The organism is Sphingobium sp. B8D3B, from assembly GCF_025961875.1.
Classification (GTDB): Bacteria; Pseudomonadota; Alphaproteobacteria; order Sphingomonadales; family Sphingomonadaceae; genus Sphingobium.
Map to the genome: position 1 here is coordinate 1208654 of NZ_JAOQON010000001.1, position 17992 is coordinate 1226645.

Below are 17992 nucleotides of genomic sequence, written 5' to 3' on the forward strand. Positions count from 1 at the left end.
CGGGCCAATCCACCCTGAGACAAGGTCGGCTTGCGCCTTCTTTGGCGTTGGCCGGATAAGAAACGGAACCGGCGCCCTCAGAGCGCCGGGCCGTCCTTCGTCACCGTCCAGGTCTGGCCCTGGCTCACCAGCTTCTGCAGGTCTGGCGTCTTGCCCTTGGCCAGCAGGGCATTTTGCTCCACCACGGCCTGCTCGAAGCTCGCCTTGGGGGCATCGTAGAGCACGCCCAGCGCCATCGGGAACAGGCCGAAGGGCATTTCCACCAGCATATGCGCAACGGCGCGGTTGGTGACGTCATGGACGATCACGCCGGCTGCCTGCCAGTCGCCATCGACCACGTCCACGACCTTGAGCGTCAGCGCCTCGCGGTCGAGCGCGATGCCCTTAGCGCCCTTATCGAAGAGCAGCGGCTTGCCATGCTCCACCCAGAGCTGGCCGACATCGGCATTCTTCTTCTCGGTGAAGTCGGCGAACACATCCTTGTTGTAGACGATGCAGTTCTGGAAAATTTCCACGAACGCCGCGCCCTTGTGCTCATAGGCGGCCTTGAGCACGTCCGGCAGCTGCTTGGACACGTCATAGGCCCGCGCGATGAAGCGGGCGCCCGAGCCGAGCGCGAAGGCGCAGGGCCGGGCCGGATGGTCGACCGAACCGAACGGCGTGGACGGGCTCTTGGTCCCCTCCCGGCTCGTCGGCGAATATTGCCCCTTGGTGAGGCCGTAGATCTCGTTGTTGAACAGCAGGATCTGGCAATCGAGGTTGCGACGCAGGATGTGCATCGTGTGGTTGCCGCCGATGGAAAGGCCGTCGCCGTCGCCGGTGACGATCCACACGTCCAGTTCCGGATTGGCCAGCTTCACGCCCGTCGCCACCGCCGGCGCGCGGCCGTGGATGGTGTGGAAGCCGTAGCTCTCGACATAATAAGGAAAGCGTGAGGAGCAGCCGATGCCCGAGACAAACACGGTGTTCTTGGGGTCCGCGCCCAGCTGCGGCAGCGTGCGCTGCACGGCCTTGAGGATGGCGTAGTCACCGCAACCCGGGCACCAGCGCACCTCCTGATCGGTCTCCCAGTCCTTGAGGCTGGTCTCGACGCGCGGCTTGGTCAATGTGGTCATGTCGTTCATGCGAGCATCCCCTCGATGGCCGCCTCGATTTCCGCGATGCGGAAAGGCTGACCCGAGATCTTGTTGAGCGGGCGGGCATCCAGCAGATACTGGTCGCGCAGCACGGTCTTGAGCTGGCCAGTGTTCATCTCCGGCACTAGGATCTTCTCGTAGCCAGCGAGCAGCTCACCCAGATTTTCCGGCAGCGGCCAGATATGGCGGATGTGGATGTGCGAGACATCCAGCCCCTTGCGCCGGGCGCGCCGGACTGCCTGATGGATCGGGCCGTAGGTCGAGCCCCAGCCGACGACGACGAGCTTGCCGCTCTCCTCGCCCAGCGACACCTCCTGCCGCACGCCCTTGGCAATGCCCAGCACCTTGTCGCGGCGCAGTTCGGTCATCGCCTGGTGGTTGGCCGGCGCATAATTGATGTGGCCGGTGTTCACTTCCTTCTCGATGCCGCCGATGCGGTGCATGAGATCGGGCGTACCCGGCTTGATCCACGGCCGCGCCAGCTTCTCATTACGGGCATAAGGCTTGAGCCCGCCTTCCGGCACCGCATCCAGGAACTTGACGGCGAACGGCGTATAGCCGCTCATATCCGGCACTTTCCAAGGCTCGGCGGCGTTGGCGATATAGCCATCGGTCAGCAGCATGACCGGTGTCATATATTCGATCGCGATCCGGCAGGCCTCGATGGCGCAATCAAACGCATCGGCGGGCGAGCGGGCGGCAATGACCGGCATCGGCGCATCCCCATTGCGGCCATAGACGGCCTGGTAGAGATCGGACTGCTCGGTCTTGGTCGGCAGGCCGGTCGAGGGACCGCCGCGCTGCGAGTTCACGATCACCAGCGGCAGCTCGGTCATGATCGCGAGGCCCATCGCCTCGCCCTTCAGCGCGATACCGGGGCCGGACGAGCTGGTGACGCCCAGCGAACCGGCATAGCTCGCGCCAATCGCGCTCGCGATCGCGGCAATCTCGTCCTCGGCCTGGAACGTCGTCACGCGATATTCCTTGAGGCGCGAGAGATGATGCAGGATCGAGCTGGCCGGCGTGATGGGGTAGCCGCCGAAGAACATCGGCAGGCTGGCCAGCTGCGCACCGGCCACGAGGCCGAGCGAGATCGCCTCGGCGCCCGTCACCGTGCGGTACAGCCCCTCGGGGGCCGGCGCCGGGGCGACATGGAGCTGCTTGAGCGGCGCGGCCAGCTCAGCGGTCTCGCCATAGGCGTGACCGGCATTGAGCGCGGCGATGTTGGCATCGGCAATTTCCGGTGCCTTGGCGAACTTGGCCTTGAGCCAGTCGATGATCGGCTGGCGGCTGCGGTCGAACATCCACAACGCCAGGCCCAGCGTCCACATGTTCTTGGAGCGCAGCGCTTCCTTGTTGCCAAGGCCGAAGGGCTTCACGCTTTCCAACGTGAGCGCGGAAATATCGAACGCCAGCACCTGCCAGCGCGCCAGCGAGCCATCCTCCAGGGGATTGCTCTCATATTTCGCCTTGGCAAGATTGCGCTCGTTGAACTCGCCGGTGTCGGCGATGATGAGGCCGCCCGGCTTCAAATCCACGACATTGGTCTTGAGCGCGGCCGGGTTCATCGCGATCAGGATATCGGGCGCATCGCCGGCCGTCGTGATCTCGGACGAGCCGAAATTGATCTGGAACGCCGAAACGCCGAACAGCGTCCCCTGCGGCGCCCGGATTTCCGCCGGAAAATCGGGGAAGGTCGCAAGGTCATTGCCTGCCAGTGCGGTGGACAGGGTAAACTGCCCGCCGGTGAGCTGCATGCCATCGCCACTGTCTCCGGCAAAACGGACGACAACGGCTTCGGGCGCAGCCTCTTCGCTGCTGTGAGTTATGGTCGATGTGGGTGCGGCAGATGCCATGCTCAGACTCTAGTAATGCAGTGGTTGCATCGCCCCTAGTCCGTCGAGCCCAGCCGAGCAAAGTAGAAAAGCTGCGCGCGACAGAGCATTGCCTTTTTCTCTCCGGCTTGCCATCGCGGCCGTGAACTTCTTTTAACGGATGAAATCGCGACCTCGTCATGACCAAGATCGACCCCGCCTCTCTCCCCTACCGCCCCTGCGTCGGCATCATGCTGGCCAACCGTCAGGGCGAGGTGTTCGTGGGCCAGCGACTCGATTCCAAGGAAGGCGACGCCTGGCAGATGCCGCAGGGCGGCATCGACAAGGGCGAGACGGCCGAGCAGGCACTGCTGCGCGAACTGGGCGAGGAAACCGGCATTGCGGCCGATCTCGTCGACATCATCGCCCGCTCGACCGAGGAGCATCTTTACGATCTGCCCGAAGAGCTGATGGGCCGGCTGTGGGGCGGCAAATATCGCGGCCAGACGCAACGCTGGTTTCTGCTGCGCTTCAAGGGCGAGGATAGCGATATCGACATTGCCACCGAGCATCAGGAGTTCATGGCGTGGCAGTGGGTCACGTCCGACCGACTGGTGGATCTGATCGTGCCGTTCAAGCGCCCGGTCTATCGCGCCGTCGTGCAGGAATTTGCGCACCTGCTCTAAAAATCGGGGCCGGCAGGCACGCCTGCACCGTCCCATCCTGAAACAACTGCAGCACGCGCCCGCCGCCTGCGATTGCGCATGGTTAACGCGATCCTTACCTTTGCATCTCGCCCTTCGGACTCGCGATGCACAGGACCAGAGATGCGCAAGATCGCCCGCCTCTTCACCATTCGCACCAAGTTCGAGGCCTATCTCGCGATCTTCGGCGTCGCCATGGGCGCGACCGCGCGGGGCGCCCATTATCTTGAGGTTTACCCCGGCTTTCCGGGCTATCTGCTCTATGCCAGCTGCTGCGGCGCGGTGATGATCGTGGGCGGCTTGATGATCGATGGCGTGACCCTCAAGCAGACCTACTGTCACTGAACCCAAGCGCCTCGGTTGGGGCACATCTTGCGCTCGATTGTTGAACCGTGAATAGGTTCGCGATCCGCCTCCCATGGATCACGAAAGACCTGCGATGACCTCAGCAAGCCAGACCCGCGCCCTTCTCGCGCGCTATTATGACGCCTTCAATGCCGGCGATGCCGAGACCATGCTGGCCTGCCTCGCCGACGATGTGGTGCATGATATCAATCAGGGCGAACGGGAATCCGGCAAGGACGCCTTCCGCGCCTTCCTGGGCCGGATGGACCGCGCCTATCGCGAGCGCCTCGCCGACATCGCGCTGATGGTGAATGAGGATGGCAGTCGCGCTGCGGCGGAATTCGTGGTCCATGGTGAATATCTGGTCGGCGAGGACGGCCTGCCTCCCGCGCATGGCCAAAGCTATGTGCTGCCGGCTGCGGCCTTCTTCGAGGTGCGCGATAATCTGATCCGCCGCGTCACCGTCTATTATAATCTCGCCGACTGGATCGCGCAGGTCAGCCGGGAAGACGCGCCAGCGTGAGCAACCTGACCGTCGAGACGCTACGGGACCGCGAGGCACGCCATGCCGCCATCGACGATCTCGCCCGCCTGCGCATCACCGTCTTTCGCGAATGGCCATATCTCTACGATGGCTCGGTAGACTACGAGCAGCGCTATCTGAGCGCGTTTCTCGACGGCGCAGATGCGGCTTTGGTCATTGCCCGCAATGGCAGCGCCATCATCGGCGCAGCCACCGCCTCGCCCATGAGCGGGCAGGACGAACCGCTGCAGGCGCCATTCCGCGCGCAGGGCATCGAGGTGGATCGGCTCTTCTACTTCGGCGAGTCCGTGCTGCTCGGTGCCTATCGTGGCCATGGGCTTGGCCACGCCTTTTTCGATGCGCGCGAAGCCGTCGCACGCGAGGCCGGCGCGACGGCGACCTGCTTTTGCGGCGTCATTCGCCCGGCCGATCATCCGCTCCGCCCCGCTGAGGCCCGCGATCTTGGGCCATTCTGGCACAAGCGGGGCTATCAGCCGCTGGAGGGCATCATAGCGGAATATCGCTGGAAGGACATCGACCAGACGGACGAGACCAGCCACCCGATGCAGTTCTGGTCCCGCAACCTGTAACCTAGAACAGCTTGCGGAAGCTCAACCGGACGGTGCGGCCCAGCGGATCGATGAAGGCGGGCTGATAGGCGAAGGGCACTGCGCCATTGCCATCCGTGACGCGCTGGCGCGTATCGAAGACATTCTCGACCCCCAGCTGGAGCCGCGCGCCGCGGAGGAACGAGGCTTTCTCGATCAGGCCGGGCATCTGATTGAAGTTCACGAACGTCCGCACGTCCACCTTGGCCAGCGCACCGAAGCGCAGCTGGCTGGCCGGCAGCCCTGCCGTGCCATTGACGCGCGAGGGGCTGCGCCAGCTGCCGGTCAGCCGCAGACCATAGCCGCTCTGCGAAACGGCGGTGCGCAGCTCGATCAGATGCCGCGACGGCCCGCTAGTGTCGCCCAGCGTATCGCCATCCAACAGATCAAGCACGGGCAGGCTCGGGGCCAATTGCGTGGTGTTGGTCAGCGCCCATTCGTGGTGGATCGAGAAATCGACACGTCCGCCGCCGCCTGCACCGCCCCGTCCACCGGGGCCACCAGGACCACCGGGACCAAAGCCGCCCGGCCGGGGACCGGGTGCATCGCCCGGAGGGGGTCCATCGGCGCCGGGTGGCGTCTCGGCTCCAGGCTGTCCGCCCCTGCCCGGCCGATCCGCACCGCCCGTTTCCCCGCGCGCGGCCCGCTGGGCCTGCCGCCGCTGGAACGCAGCCCGCATGGCATCGATCTGGCTCTGCGGGGTGGCAAGGCGTTTGCTGAAGCTGAAACCCCAGCGGAGCACTTCCCGCGTCTGCTCGGCGATGTTGATCGGGCGCAGGTCTACCTGCATGAGGCGGCCGCTTTCATCGCGCAGGAACCGCTCCGGGAACGCGCCGATCGTGTCCGCCGTCACGCCCGGAAAGGCCGACACGCCACCCTCGGTCGCGCGGTGATTGTAGGATATGTCGAACCGCAGGCGCGGCTCGCGTAGCACCGAGATGTCCGCCCCGAGCCGGAACGTCTTCACCCGCGCCTTGTCGAGATTGGGATTGCCGCCGGTGATTGTTGTCACCAGCACGGATTCGCCGCGCGCGAAATCGAAGATCGGTACGAAGGGCGTAAAGGTCTGCGCATCGCCGATCTGAGCCACCGTCGCGGCGGAGTCTTCATCGCTGTAACCGGCGGAGAGCGCCAGGAAGCCGAGCGGCGACCAGTTGAGACCCAGCCCGAAGTTCCGCAACGTACCGGCATCCGAATAATGATCGAGCCCGAGCGTGGCATTGGCGGACATCAGTCCGATGCCCGAGGAGGCGGGCACGAGGGGGATGTCCACGGTGAGCGACCCGGTCGCGCTGTCCCGCCCAAGGTCGCGAACCGAAGGGACCAGATCACGCTCGCGCATATTCTCGATCCGCGTGAGCGCGCCGCCCAGCTTCACCGTGGCCATGACCTCGCCGGCCGGCAACCTGAACAGTGGCCGGTTATGGATGAAGGTGATGTCCGCCGTATCCGAGGTGCTGCGTGTGAGGTCCGCAGCGCGCGCGTTGAGAAAGGCGGCATCGATCGGCAGGCTGGGGTCGGCCGCCGGATCGCCTGCCGCCAGCGCGTCGGCATAATCTGACAGATCGAACGGGCGGCCGGTGATGACGCGGCTCTCGGCGCGCGCATAATTGGCGGTCAGCGTCCATTGCCCCGTGCTGCGCTCGGCATTGACGGTGAGGCCGACCGTGCCGGTCTGGCTCTTGGAGGCGCGCCCCAGAGCGCCGGCGCCCGCCAGTTGCGGGTAGAACAGCACGTCGTCCGAGCCCGGCGCATAAGGCGTTCCGGCGGGAATCGTCACGCCCGGCAGAGTGAGGCCAACCAGACTGTCCCGCCGGTTGGTGACCAGCTCGCCACTCAGCGTCGCCTTGGTGCGCTCGCCCAGGGGTCGGCTGTAGCTGGCATTGAGCGTCAGCGTCTCCTGCGCGGCCTGCAGACTGCGCGCCGGGCTCTCTGCACGGTCCAGCCCGCGATCGCTCTCCAGAATCGGATCGACGCTCTCATGCTCGGCGCTGATGTTCACCCGCTGGCTGTTGCGGATCAGGAAGAGCCCGCCCTGCAGCTCCAGCGAAGCGCCATCGCCAGCGGTCGGCACCCGGCCATCGACCTCGGCCGTGACCGCGCGGAAGCGCTGGCGCAGGACGATGTTCATCACCTTCTGGTCGGCGCCGTAACCATAGCGAAGTCCAACTTCTTCCGGCAGGATGTCGATCCGCGCGATGGCCTCGGCCGGGAGGCGGGCGATCTCGCGGAAGCCGGAAATGCGGTGCCCTTCGAGCAATGTCACCGGCGGCTTTCCGCTCGCGCTCTGCAGCTCAGGACCGAGTTCGGTCAGCAGGTCGCTGATCGTGCTGACGCCCAGGGCCCGGATGTCCGCTGGGCGCAGCTGCAACTCAGGGGTGGCATTGCCGATGACCGCGCCCCGCTCGCGCTGACCGCTGACCACGATCTCCTCGATATCCGTCCCCACGCCCTCATCGAGGTGGGTAGCCGCTTCTTGCGCTCCCGCTACGGGCATCAGGGCAAAGGACGAGGTCGCCAGGAACAGAGCGGCGGCAGTGCGTCGGTTGGCGGGCATAGAAACCTTCAGAACGAGGGAGAGCCGAGGCTCGACCGGATGGGGGTGGCAAACAGCGAAACGGGTTCATTTCTGGCCTGTCCGCCAAGACCGCATTGCAAAATGCCGCCGCCGCCTTCAATCCTGCAATTTGTACTAAAATGTCACCCTGCCCGCCGCAGGGATGGCACACATAAGAGGAGAGGCGCGCAATGACTTTGCCGATCGAAGACAGGCTCGGCCTGCAGGATCTTATCGCCAACTACAGCTGGGCGCTGGATACCGGCGATGTCGATGCGCTGGTCGCCTGCTTCACCCCCGATGCGCGCATGGTGGAGGAAGTCTTCGAGGATCCAGACATCTGGGAAGGCCATGAGGGCATTCGCGGCATTGCCGAGCATTATCGCAATGCGCCGGGATTTCCGGGCCGGCAGCATCATGTCACCCAGACGCAGTTCATGCCACAGCCGGACGGATCGGTGAAGATGCGCTCCTTCGCCTTCGTGACCGAGTGCGAGGGCGAGCCGCCCTATCTGCTGCGCTTTGCCGGCTGGTATGACGACCATGCCGTGAAAAGCACGGACGGCGCTTGGCTGTTCCATCGCCGCACCGTGCGCCTGTGGGATGGGGAAGTGCTGAAGAACTTCCCCGGCAAGGGCGAATGGGTGCCGCGCAAGCGCCCGGAATCGCTGATCATCAAGCGGTAAGCCCGCCCGTCACCCCGCCTTCGCGCCGACCAGGGCCAGCACCCGGTCGGCATAGTCCGGGCGGCAGATCAGCAGATCGGGCATGTAGACATCGGCCTGGTTGTAGCGCAGCGGCGTCCCGTCGATGCGCGAGCAATGCAGGCCATGGGCCAGCGCGACGGCGACGGGTGCGCAACTGTCCCACTCATATTGGCCGCCGCTGTGCAGGTAGATATCCGCCGCGCCGCGCACGACCGCCATCGCCTTGGCGCCGGCCGAGCCCATCGGGACCAGTTCGGCACCCAGCGCCTGCGCGACCGACAGCGCCTCAGGCGCCGGGCGAGTGCGGCTGACGACCATGCGTGGCGTTACAGGTGCCGGCGGCACGGCGATGGGCCGGTCTGAGCGCATCACCAGCCCCATGTCCGGCAGGGCGACGGCGCCGAGGGTGGCCACGCCATCCACGGCGAGCGCGACATGGACCGCCCAGTCCGCCCGCGCCTCGCCATATTCGCGCGTGCCATCGACCGGATCGACGATCCAGACGCGTGACTTGGCCAGCCGATCCTTCGTATCGCGGCTCTCTTCGGAGAGCAGGCCGTCGGCCGGCCGCTCACGGCCGAGCGCCTCGCACAGATAGGCATTGGCAACAGCGTCGCCCTCGTCGCCCAGCGCCTTTCCGTCAAAGCGTGCTTCGTCCCGCAAGGCCCGCAGCCGCCGGCCCGCTTCCTCCGCGAGGTGCGCGGCCAGCTCTGCGTCCGTCACAGATCCGGGCTCCACACGCCCACGATGCGCTCGACGATGAGGTCCGCCGCCTGCTCGGGCGTGAGGGCCTGGGTGTCGATGCGGATTTCCGGCTTCTCGGGCGCTTCATAGGGACTGTCGATCCCGGTGAAGTTCTTGAGCTCGCCGGCACGGGCCTTCTTGTAGAGGCCCTTGACGTCCCGGCGCTCCGCCTCGGCCAGCGGGGTGTCCACGAACACCTCGATGAACTCGCCCGCCGGCAACATCGCGCGGACCATGTCCCGCTCGGCGCGGAAGGGCGAGATGAAGGCGGTGATCACGATCAGCCCGGCATCGGCCATCAGCTTGGTCACCTCACCGACGCGGCGGATATTCTCGATCCGGTCGGCCTCGGTAAAGCCCAGATCCTTGTTCAGGCCATGGCGGACATTGTCGCCATCGAGCAGGAAGCTGTGGCGGCCCAGCGCGAACAGCTTCTTCTCGACGATGTTGGCGATGGTCGACTTGCCCGAGCCGGACAGGCCGGTGAACCACAGCACCGCAGGCTGCTGGCCCTTCTGCGCCGCATGGGCCTCGCGGCTGACATCCATCGCCTGCCAGTGGACATTCTGCGCCCGCCGCAGTGAGAAGTTCAACATTCCCGCCGCAACGGTGGAATTGGTGATCTTGTCGATGAGGATGAAGCCGCCCAGCGTGCGGTTCTCGGCATAAGGCTCGAACACGATGGCCTTGTCGGTCGTCAGCTCGGCAACGCCGATGGCATTCAGCTCCAGCGTCTTGGCCGCGAGATGCTCCATGGTGTTGACGTTGACGACATATTTGGGCGGCTGGACCGTTGCGGACACAGTCTGCGTGCCGATCTTGAGCCAATAGGCCCGGCCCGGAATCAGGGCATCGTCGGACATCCACACAACGGTGGATTCGAACTGATCGGCGGCCTGCGGAGGATTTTCGGCGGACGCGATCACGTCGCCGCGGGAGCAGTCGACCTCGTCGGCAAGGCAGAGCGTCACCGACTGGCCGGCAACGGCTTCGTCCAGATCGCCATCCAGCGTGACGATGCGCGTGACCGTGCTGGTCTTGCCCGAGGGGAGCACGCGGATGGCATCACCCGGCTTGATCGCGCCGCTGGCGACCAGGCCCGAGAAACCGCGGAAATCCAGGTTCGGCCGATTGACCCATTGCACCGGCATGCGGAACGGGCGGGCCTGATCGGCGCTGTTATCGACCTCGACCGTCTCCAGATAATCGACCAGCGTCGGCCCCTGATACCAGGGTGTGTTGGCCGAGAGAGTCGTGATGTTGTCGCCCTTGAAACCGGAGATCGGCATGGGTACGAACTGCTCGATGCCGATTTCCTTGGCGAAAGCGGCATAATCCGCGACGATCTTGTCGAACACGGCGCGGTCGTAACCGACCAGATCCATCTTGTTCACCGCGAGCACGATGTGGCGGATGCCGACCAGCTTGGCGAGATAGCTGTGCCGCCGCGTCTGGGTCAGCACGCCCTTGCGCGCGTCGATGAGGATCACGGCAAGATCCGCCGTGGAGGCTCCCGTCACCATGTTCCGGGTATATTGCTCGTGACCCGGCGTATCGGCGACGATGAACTTGCGCTTTTCCGTCGTGAAGAAGCGATAGGCGACATCGATGGTGATGCCCTGCTCGCGCTCGGCGGCGAGGCCATCGACCAGCAGCGCGAAGTCGATCTCCTGCCCCTGCGTGCCGACCCGCTTGCTGTCCGCCTCTAGCGCGGCAAGCTGATCCTCGAAGATCATCTTGCTGTCATACAGCAAGCGCCCGATCAGGGTCGACTTGCCGTCGTCCACGCTGCCACAGGTGATGAAGCGCAGCAGCGACTTGTGCTGATGCTGCTCCAGATAGGCATCGATATCCTGCGCGATGAGGGCATCGGTCTGGTAGACCGGCGTCTCGAGGGTGGCGTCGGCCATCAGAAATAGCCCTCCTGCTTCTTCTTCTCCATGCTGGCGACACCACCATCCTTGTCGATGATGCGCCCCTGCCGCTCGCTGGTGGTGGTGAGCAGCATTTCCTGAATAACCTCGGACAGCGTGCTCGCCTCGCTTTCGACCGCGCCGGTGAGCGGATAGCAGCCCAGCGTGCGAAAGCGGATCGAACGCATCACCGGCTCCTCGCCGGGGCGCAGCGGGAAGCGCTCGTCATCGACCATCAGCAGCATCCCGTCGCGCTCCACCGTCGGGCGCGGCCGCGCGAAGTAGAGCGGCACGATGGGGATGCGATTGAGCTGGATATATTGCCAGATGTCCAGCTCAGTCCAGTTGCTGATCGGGAAGACACGGATGCTCTCGCCCTTGGCCTTCTTCGCATTGTAGAGGTTCCACAGCTCGGGCCGCTGGTTCTTGGGGTCCCAGCCATGGCTTGCGGTGCGGAAGGAGAAGATGCGCTCCTTGGCGCGGCTCTTCTCCTCATCGCGGCGCGCGCCGCCGAAGGCGACGTCGAAGCCGTAGAGATTGAGCGCCTGCTTGAGACCCTCGGTCTTCCACATGTCCGTGTGGAGCGGGCCATGATCGAACGGGTTGATGCCCCGCTCCTTGGCCTCGGGATTCTGGTAGACGAGCAGTTCCATGCCGCTCTCTTCCGCCATGCGGTTGCGCAGCTCGTACATCGCCTTGAACTTCCATGTCGTGTCGACATGGAGCAGCGGAAAGGGCGGCGGTGAGGGATAGAAAGCCTTGCGCGCCAGATGCAGCATCACTGCGCTGTCCTTGCCCACCGAATAGAGCATCACCGGCTTTTCCGCCTCGGCCGCCACCTCACGCATGATGTGGATGCTCTCGGCTTCGAGGCGTTCGAGATGCGTGAGCGTACGGGTCATGGAAAGTCCTGGACTGGATGGGCCGGTGGCATTGTCGATCAATCCTGGCCGATTAATCTGGCCACGCTGCTAGCCCAGCACCAGAGGTGGTGCAGCAAGCTTTTCCTACGATCCGCCACAGTTTGGCTTGGGCAGTCTCGCCTGAGTTTGCGACTGCCCCGTGAGAAGCGGACCCTTAAGCCTCTTCTGCCGCCTTCTTCTTGGCCGGCGCTTTCTTCGTGGCAGGCTTCTTGGCCGCGGCCTTTTTGGTTGGCGCCTTGGCGGTCGCGGCCTTCTTCTTGGCCGGTGCCTTCTTGCCTTTCTTCTTGGCCGGCGCGGCAGCCGCGCGCGCATCGATAAGCTGAGCCGCTTCCTCCAGCGTCAGCGCGTCCGGCGCCACGCTTTTGGGCAGAGTCGCATTGGTGGTGCCATCGGTGACATAGGGGCCATAGCGGCCTTCCATCAGCTTGATCTCGGCCTCTGTGCGGGGATGTGCGCCCAGTATCTTGAGCGGCTCGGCGGCCTTGCGGGCGCCGCCGCGATTGGCGGCATCGGCCAGTTTCGCAACGGCGGCATTCATGCCCGTTTCGAAAATCTCGACCGTCGAGCCCAGCCGGGCATATTTGCCCTCATGCGCCAGATAGGGACCATAGCGCCCGAGGCTGGCCACGATCGACTTGCCGGTCTCGGGATGGTCGCCAATTGTGCGCGGCAGCGAGAGCAGCTTGACCGCCCAGTCGAGCGTCAATTCGCCATCCGGCAGATCCTTGGGGATCGAGGCGCGCTTGGCCTCCTTGCCATTGCCCATTTCGACATAAGGCCCGAACCGCCCCGACTTGCGCAAGATTGGCTCACCGGTCTCAGGATGCTTGCCAAGCTCTTCGGGCCCGGTGTCTGCCTCACCGCTGCCCCCGGGCTGGCCGAATTTGCGGGTGAACTTGCACTCGGGATAGTTGGAGCAGGCGATGAATGCGCCGAAGCGCCCGCCGCGTAGCGACAGGCGCCCGTCCGCGCACAGCGGACAGGCACGCGGATCGCTGCCGTCGGCCCGCTCCGGGAAGAGCATCGGCGCGAGGAATTCGTCCAGCTCCGCGGTGATCTCGGACGGCTTGCGATCCATGATCTCGACCGTCTTGGGCTTGAAGTCGCGCCAGAAGGCTTCCAGCACCGCCTGCCACTGGGCCCGGCCGCCGGAAATCTCGTCCAGCTCATCTTCAAGACCGGCGGTGAACTCATAGGCCACGTAGCGCTCGAAGAAGCGCTCGAGGAAGGCCGTCAGAAGCCGCCCGCTCTCCTCGGCGAAGAACCGGTTCTTCTCGACGCGGACATAATCGCGATCCTTGAGCGTCTGGATCGTGGATGCGTAGGTGGACGGGCGCCCGATGCCCAGTTCCTCCAGGCGCTTGACCAGGCTCGCCTCGCTGTAGCGCGGCGGCGGCTGGGTGAAGTGCTGCTCGGCGCGCACATCGCGCTTGGCCGGCTGGTCGCCTGCGGACATGGCGGGCAGCAGCTTGCTGTCCTCATCGGCCACGTCGTCGCGACCTTCCTCATACAGGGCCAGGAAGCCGGGGAAGAGCACGACCTGCCCGGTCGCCCGCAACGCGTGCTGGCCGGTGCCGTCGGTGAACTCGACCGCCGTGCGCTCCAGCCGCGCCGAGGCCATCTGGCTCGCCAGCGCGCGCTTGAAGATCAGATCATAGAGCTTGGCATGAACGCCCGAACCCACGCTCTCGCGCGTGAACTCGGTCGGGCGGATCGCCTCGTGCGCTTCCTGCGCGTTCTTGGCCTTGGTCTGGTACATGCGCGGCTTGTCCGGCAGATAGCCACCGTCATAGCGGTCCGCGATGGCCTTGCGCGCGGCGGAGATGGCGCTGCCATCCATCTGTACGCCGTCGGTCCGCATATAGGTGATCGCGCCGTCTTCGTAGAGCTGTTGGGCGACGCGCATGGTTTCGTTGGCTGAAAGACCGAGCTTGCGCGCGGCCTCCTGCTGCAGCGTCGAGGTGGTGAAGGGCGGCGGCGGATTGCGGGTGGCCGGCTTGGTCTCGACCGAGGCGACGGTGAAGCGCCCGGCTTCCACATCAGCCTTGGCGGCCTTGGCATCGCCTTCTTTGCCGATGGTCAGCCGGTCTATCTTCTCGCCACGCCAGCGGACCAGCCGCGCCTCGAAGCTCTGCCCCGCCTGCTCCAGATCGGCGGTGACGGACCAATATTCCTGCGGCGTGAACGCCTCGATCTCGCGCTCGCGCTCGACGATGATGCGCAGCGCGACCGACTGGACGCGCCCGGCGGACTTGGCGCCGGGCAGCTTGCGCCACAGCACCGGCGAGAGCGTGAAGCCGACCAGATAATCCAGCGCGCGACGGGCGCGATAGGCATCGATCAAATCTTCATCGAGCGCGCGCGGCGCCTTCATGGCCTCCGTCACGGCGGCCTTGGTGATGGCATTGAATGTCACGCGATCGACCAGCTTGGGCAGCGCCTTCTTGTTGCGCAGCACTTCCTGCACGTGCCAGCTGATCGCCTCACCCTCGCGATCAGGGTCAGTCGCGAGGATCAGACGGTCGGCCTTCTTGGCCTCGTCGGTGATCGCCTTGAGCTGGCGCGCCTTGTCGCCATAATTCTCCCAGGCCATCGAGAAGCCATCGTCCGGATCGACCGAGCCATCCTTGGCAGGCAAATCTCGAACATGGCCGTAGGACGCCAACACCCGGAAGTCGCCTCCCAGATATTTTTCGATGGTCTTGGCCTTGGCCGGTGATTCGACGATGACGAGTTGCATAGAGTTCCGCTAACGATCCTTACGTGTACGCGCGAGTCTGGAAACGGCTCGGCCGCAACGTCAAGCGAAATGCTTACTCGCCGACATCGGGCTTATCGGCTGCGACATGACGGCGGTGCCATGTCGCCTGCCGCCAGATATAGATCAGCACGATCAGCAGGATGATGCCGGTCGACAGCGGCCCGAGGAACTGCTCGATATTGCTGAACCGCCGCCCAAGGACCCAACCGGCAATCGCCAGGCCGGAGCTCCATGCCGCAGTGCCGACTGTCGACCACACGAAAAAGCGGACCAGCCGCATCCGCAGAACGCCGGCGGGAATGGAAATGACCGAGCGAATGGTCGGGAGGACCCGGCCGATCATCACGATCGGCCCGCCGAAGCGCCGAAACAGGCCCTGCGCGCGCTCGACTTCAGGCCAGTCGAGCGTCAGCCAGCGGCCGTATCGCTCGATGAGGGGGCGGAATCGATGCAGGCCGATCATCCGCGCCAGCGCATACCAGAACAGATTGCCGACCATCGCGCCCGCCGTGCCGGCCAGGATCACCCCGCCCAGCCCCATGCCACCCCGCGCGGCGAGCACGCCCGCGACCGGCATGATCACTTCCGATGGGATGGGCGGGAACACCGTCTCCAGCAGCATGAGCAGGAACACGCCGAACAGGCCGCTGCTTTCCACGACATCAAACACCCAACCTTGCATCGAAAACTCCAGTCAAGCGCGCACGCGTTGAGACGGGGCGGCCCTGCAAGCGGCAAGCCCGCCCTGCCTCAACACCTGTCAGCGCAAATAGTTGATGATCGCATAAACGCCGATGGCGCAGAGCAGAACGAGGATCGATATCGCTGAATATCCAACGGGCGAAATCCGCCCGATATGATCCTTGTAGAAGCGCTCATAGCCCGGCCGCAGGTCATCGCGAGCGGACAGCATCGCGACATCGTAGGAGGAGGCCTCCTTGCGATACCAGTGGAGAAGGCGGCGCAAATCGTCCTCGGTCAGGTCGGGATATGCGGCGATCAGGGTCTCGATGCGCGCCTGCGCAGCGACATCCCCGGAGTCGGGGGTCGTCAGATGTTTCATGATAATTGTCCGAAGTTCGGGTGAGATAGGGCGCCGAGAAGGCGCGATTACCGAGCTTCAGACAGAGGGAGGTGGGCGTGGGCCTTGATTGCGCCGCGCCGCCTGATCGTGGGTTGGGTCTGCGCGGCCCAGCCGCGGCAAGAATTCCGGGACCGCCACTGTGCGCCCTGCTGCCACGACATCGGGCGCATAAGGGAGCGGCGGCAGCGTGTGAGGCGGCTCCGCCTTGGCAAACTCGCTTCGCCCCGACGGAACCAGCGCGACGTCGACGGTCGAAGCGCTGAAGGCCGAGCCGTTGCGCGGCTGGAACGTCGCGGCACCGTCGGGCCACGCCTGCGCCGCGATGAGCGCAAGGAGCAACAAGGACAGCAGCCGGCGCATTATCGCGCCGGGCAGTCCTCGTCCCTGCCAGGCGGGCGGCGTATCAGGCGATGCCACCTCAGGCAAGGCTCACCCGTCCCCCGGCATGGCGCTGCAGACGACCGGCAATCTCAAGCTCCAGCAGCGCCGTCTGCACGCTCGCCGGTGCTAAGCCGCTCTGCCGGATCAGTTCGTCAACCGCCACCGGGCTGAGGCTGAGCAAACCGGTCACGCGCTGGCGTTCCGCCTCCCCCAGATCGTCAGATGGCGGCTGCGACAGGAAGTCGCGCTGACCCGAGCGCAGCGCGCGCGGATCGAGCGACGCGATCGCCTCCACGACATCCTGCGCGCTTTGCACCAGCGTGGCGCCGTCGCGAATGAGGGCATTGCAGCCATGGGCGCGCGGATCGGCCGGAAAGCCGGGCACGGCCATCACCTCCCGCCCCTCCTCGCCGGCCAGCCGCGCGGTCAGCAGCGAGCCCGAGCGCGGCGCTGCCTCGACCACCACCGTCCCCAGGCTCATCCAGGCGATGATCCGGTTGCGGGCGGGAAAGTGGCGGGCAAGCGGCTCAGCGCCGGGCGGCAGTTCGGTGAGCAGCAGGCCCTCGCGCGCAACCCGCTCCTGCAGATCGGCATTTTCCGCCGGAAAATTGACGTCGATGCCTGACCCGATGACCGCAACGGTCCGCGTGATCCCTGCCCCCTGATGCGCGGCGGTATCGATGCCGCGTGCGAGACCGGAGACGACGACGATGCCAGCCTCGCGCAGGGCGTGGGCCAGTTCTCGCGCAAACCGGCAGGCTGCAGCGGAGGCATTACGCGCACCGACGATGGCGACACAGCGCTCCATGCCCAGCCTCGCATTGCCACGGGCGATGAGCACCGGCGGGGCCCCTTCGGCCTGACCGAGCAGAGCCGGGTAATCCGCCTCGCCCAGAAACAGATAATGCGCGCCCAGCCGCTCCACCTGCGCGATTTCGGCATCGACGCTGTGGCGATCACAGGGTTTGAAGCGCCGGTTTCCACCGCGCGAGGCGAGATCGGGCAGCGCCTCCAAGGCGCGCCCCGCCGTGCCGAAGCGGGCCAGCAGCTGCCGATAGGCGACCGGGCCGATATTCGGCGTCCGGATGAGCCGCAGGCGATCGTGCCGATCTGCGTTGAGCCTCGTCATGCGGCGCGGGAGCGTCCCACGCGCGGTTCCTCCCCGCGCAGCAGGCGCGCGATGTTCAACCGATGCCGCCACAACACCACGAGCGCCATGCCGGCGATGGGCGCCGCAAGATCGGGCCGGCCAATCAGCAACGCCGCCACCGGCGCGCTGATGGCCGCGCTCATGCCGCCCACCGAACTGATCCGAAACAGGGCCAGCGCGGCCAACCAGACCGCCGCAAAGCCCAGCCCGACGATCCAGGACAGCGCCAAACACACGCCCAGCATCGTCGCCACGCCCTTGCCGCCGCGAAACCGCAGCCAGACCGGATAGCAATGCCCCACAAAGGCCATGACGCCGCCAATGGTGGCGCCGCTCAGGGCCATATCACCGACCGGCATCAGCCACGCGCCGACCATCGCCGCAACGGCACCTTTCGCGCCATCCAGCAAGAGCGTCGCAGCCGCGAGGCCCTTACGTCCGGTGCGCAGCACATTGGTCGCGCCGATATTACCAGAGCCGATCGCGCGCAGGTCCCCCGCCCCGGCCAGCCGCGTGAGAATGATGCCGAAGGGGATGGACCCCAGAAGATAGCCGACAAGCGCGACAAGGGCCGGCAACTGCCATTGCATGGGAATTCTGCTCCTGTTTCGCCGGTGACCTTTGCGCAGCGGCGGGCGATCT

At 65.5% G+C, this 17992-nt stretch carries 16 protein-coding genes; 5 read left to right on the forward strand and 11 right to left on the reverse strand.

Translation table 11 applies throughout. From position 1 onward, the window contains the following. Window positions 1-77 precede the first annotated feature (77 nt). Both M2343_RS05630 and M2343_RS05635 read right to left on the reverse strand, forming a co-directional pair. Window positions 78-1124, reverse strand: a complete 1047-nt coding sequence (locus M2343_RS05630; protein ID WP_264570157.1) for a 2-oxoacid:ferredoxin oxidoreductase subunit beta — start codon at window positions 1122-1124, stop codon at window positions 78-80. After that, window positions 1121-2992 carry a 2-oxoacid:acceptor oxidoreductase subunit alpha gene (locus M2343_RS05635; RefSeq protein WP_264575916.1) on the reverse strand — a complete coding sequence of 624 codons (1872 nt, stop codon included), beginning with the start codon at window positions 2990-2992 and terminating at the stop codon, window positions 1121-1123. The genes M2343_RS05630 and M2343_RS05635 overlap by 4 nt, the downstream gene beginning before the upstream one ends. A 158-nt stretch (window positions 2993-3150) precedes the next feature. On the opposite strand from M2343_RS05635, the gene M2343_RS05640 reads away from it, so the two are divergent. The 4 genes from M2343_RS05640 to M2343_RS05655 all read left to right on the forward strand — a co-directional run bounded on the left by M2343_RS05640 (window position 3151) and on the right by M2343_RS05655 (window position 5112). Continuing rightward, window positions 3151-3636 carry an RNA pyrophosphohydrolase gene (locus M2343_RS05640; RefSeq protein WP_181559507.1) on the forward strand — a complete coding sequence of 162 codons (486 nt, stop codon included), beginning with the start codon at window positions 3151-3153 and terminating at the stop codon, window positions 3634-3636. 141 nt (window positions 3637-3777) lie between these two features. Continuing rightward, window positions 3778-3999: a hypothetical protein gene (locus M2343_RS05645; protein ID WP_264575917.1), complete on the forward strand. Its 222-nt coding sequence runs from the start codon at window positions 3778-3780 to the stop codon at window positions 3997-3999. 94 nt (window positions 4000-4093) lie between these two features. After that, on the forward strand, window positions 4094-4522 hold the full coding sequence (locus M2343_RS05650) for a ketosteroid isomerase-related protein (protein ID WP_264575918.1): 429 nt from the start codon (window positions 4094-4096) through the stop codon (window positions 4520-4522). Then, window positions 4519-5112, forward strand: a complete 594-nt coding sequence (locus M2343_RS05655) for a GNAT family N-acetyltransferase (protein WP_264575919.1) — start codon at window positions 4519-4521, stop codon at window positions 5110-5112. The genes M2343_RS05650 and M2343_RS05655 overlap by 4 nt, the downstream gene beginning before the upstream one ends. Window position 5113: 1 nt before the next feature. On the opposite strand, the gene M2343_RS05660 is transcribed toward M2343_RS05655, so the two are convergent. Then, window positions 5114-7687, reverse strand: a complete 2574-nt coding sequence (locus M2343_RS05660) for a TonB-dependent receptor (RefSeq protein ID WP_264575920.1) — start codon at window positions 7685-7687, stop codon at window positions 5114-5116. A 191-nt stretch (window positions 7688-7878) separates the two neighbouring features. On the opposite strand from M2343_RS05660, the gene M2343_RS05665 reads away from it, so the two are divergent. Then, complete coding sequence (locus M2343_RS05665; RefSeq protein WP_264575921.1) at window positions 7879-8373, forward strand: nuclear transport factor 2 family protein; 495 nt, start codon at window positions 7879-7881, stop codon at window positions 8371-8373. Between the two features lie 9 nt (window positions 8374-8382). Here M2343_RS05665 and M2343_RS05670 read toward each other — a convergent pair whose 3' ends face one another. The 8 genes from M2343_RS05670 to plsY all read right to left on the reverse strand — a co-directional run bounded on the left by M2343_RS05670 (window position 8383) and on the right by plsY (window position 17940). Continuing rightward, window positions 8383-9117 (reverse strand): 3'(2'),5'-bisphosphate nucleotidase CysQ, encoded by a 735-nt coding sequence (locus M2343_RS05670; RefSeq protein ID WP_264575922.1) that lies wholly within the window; start codon window positions 9115-9117, stop codon window positions 8383-8385. Next, entirely contained in the window at window positions 9114-11048 is a 1935-nt protein-coding gene (gene cysN / locus M2343_RS05675; RefSeq protein WP_264572677.1) for a sulfate adenylyltransferase subunit CysN, read from the reverse strand. Before cysN ends, M2343_RS05670 begins: the two co-directional genes overlap by 4 nt. Next, on the reverse strand, window positions 11048-11953 hold the full coding sequence (gene cysD, locus M2343_RS05680; protein ID WP_264575923.1) for a sulfate adenylyltransferase subunit CysD: 906 nt from the start codon (window positions 11951-11953) through the stop codon (window positions 11048-11050). Before cysD ends, cysN begins: the two co-directional genes overlap by 1 nt. 175 nt (window positions 11954-12128) lie before the next feature. After that, window positions 12129-14714, reverse strand: a complete 2586-nt coding sequence (gene topA / locus M2343_RS05685) for a type I DNA topoisomerase (protein ID WP_264575924.1) — start codon at window positions 14712-14714, stop codon at window positions 12129-12131. 73 nt (window positions 14715-14787) lie between these two features. Continuing rightward, a complete protein-coding gene (locus M2343_RS05690) occupies window positions 14788-15417 on the reverse strand; it encodes a DedA family protein (protein WP_264575925.1) in 630 nt (209 codons plus the stop codon). 78 nt (window positions 15418-15495) lie between these two features. Then, the gene (locus M2343_RS05695; RefSeq protein WP_264575926.1) at window positions 15496-15798 is read right to left on the reverse strand and encodes a hypothetical protein; all 303 of its coding nucleotides are present in this window, start codon (window positions 15796-15798) and stop codon (window positions 15496-15498) included. 439 nt (window positions 15799-16237) lie between these two features. Further along, a complete protein-coding gene (gene dprA / locus M2343_RS05700; protein ID WP_264575927.1) occupies window positions 16238-17329 on the reverse strand; it encodes a DNA-processing protein DprA in 1092 nt (363 codons plus the stop codon). After that, on the reverse strand, window positions 17326-17940 hold the full coding sequence (gene plsY / locus M2343_RS05705; protein WP_264575928.1) for a glycerol-3-phosphate 1-O-acyltransferase PlsY: 615 nt from the start codon (window positions 17938-17940) through the stop codon (window positions 17326-17328). Before plsY ends, dprA begins: the two co-directional genes overlap by 4 nt. Between the last annotated feature and the right edge of the window lie 52 nt (window positions 17941-17992).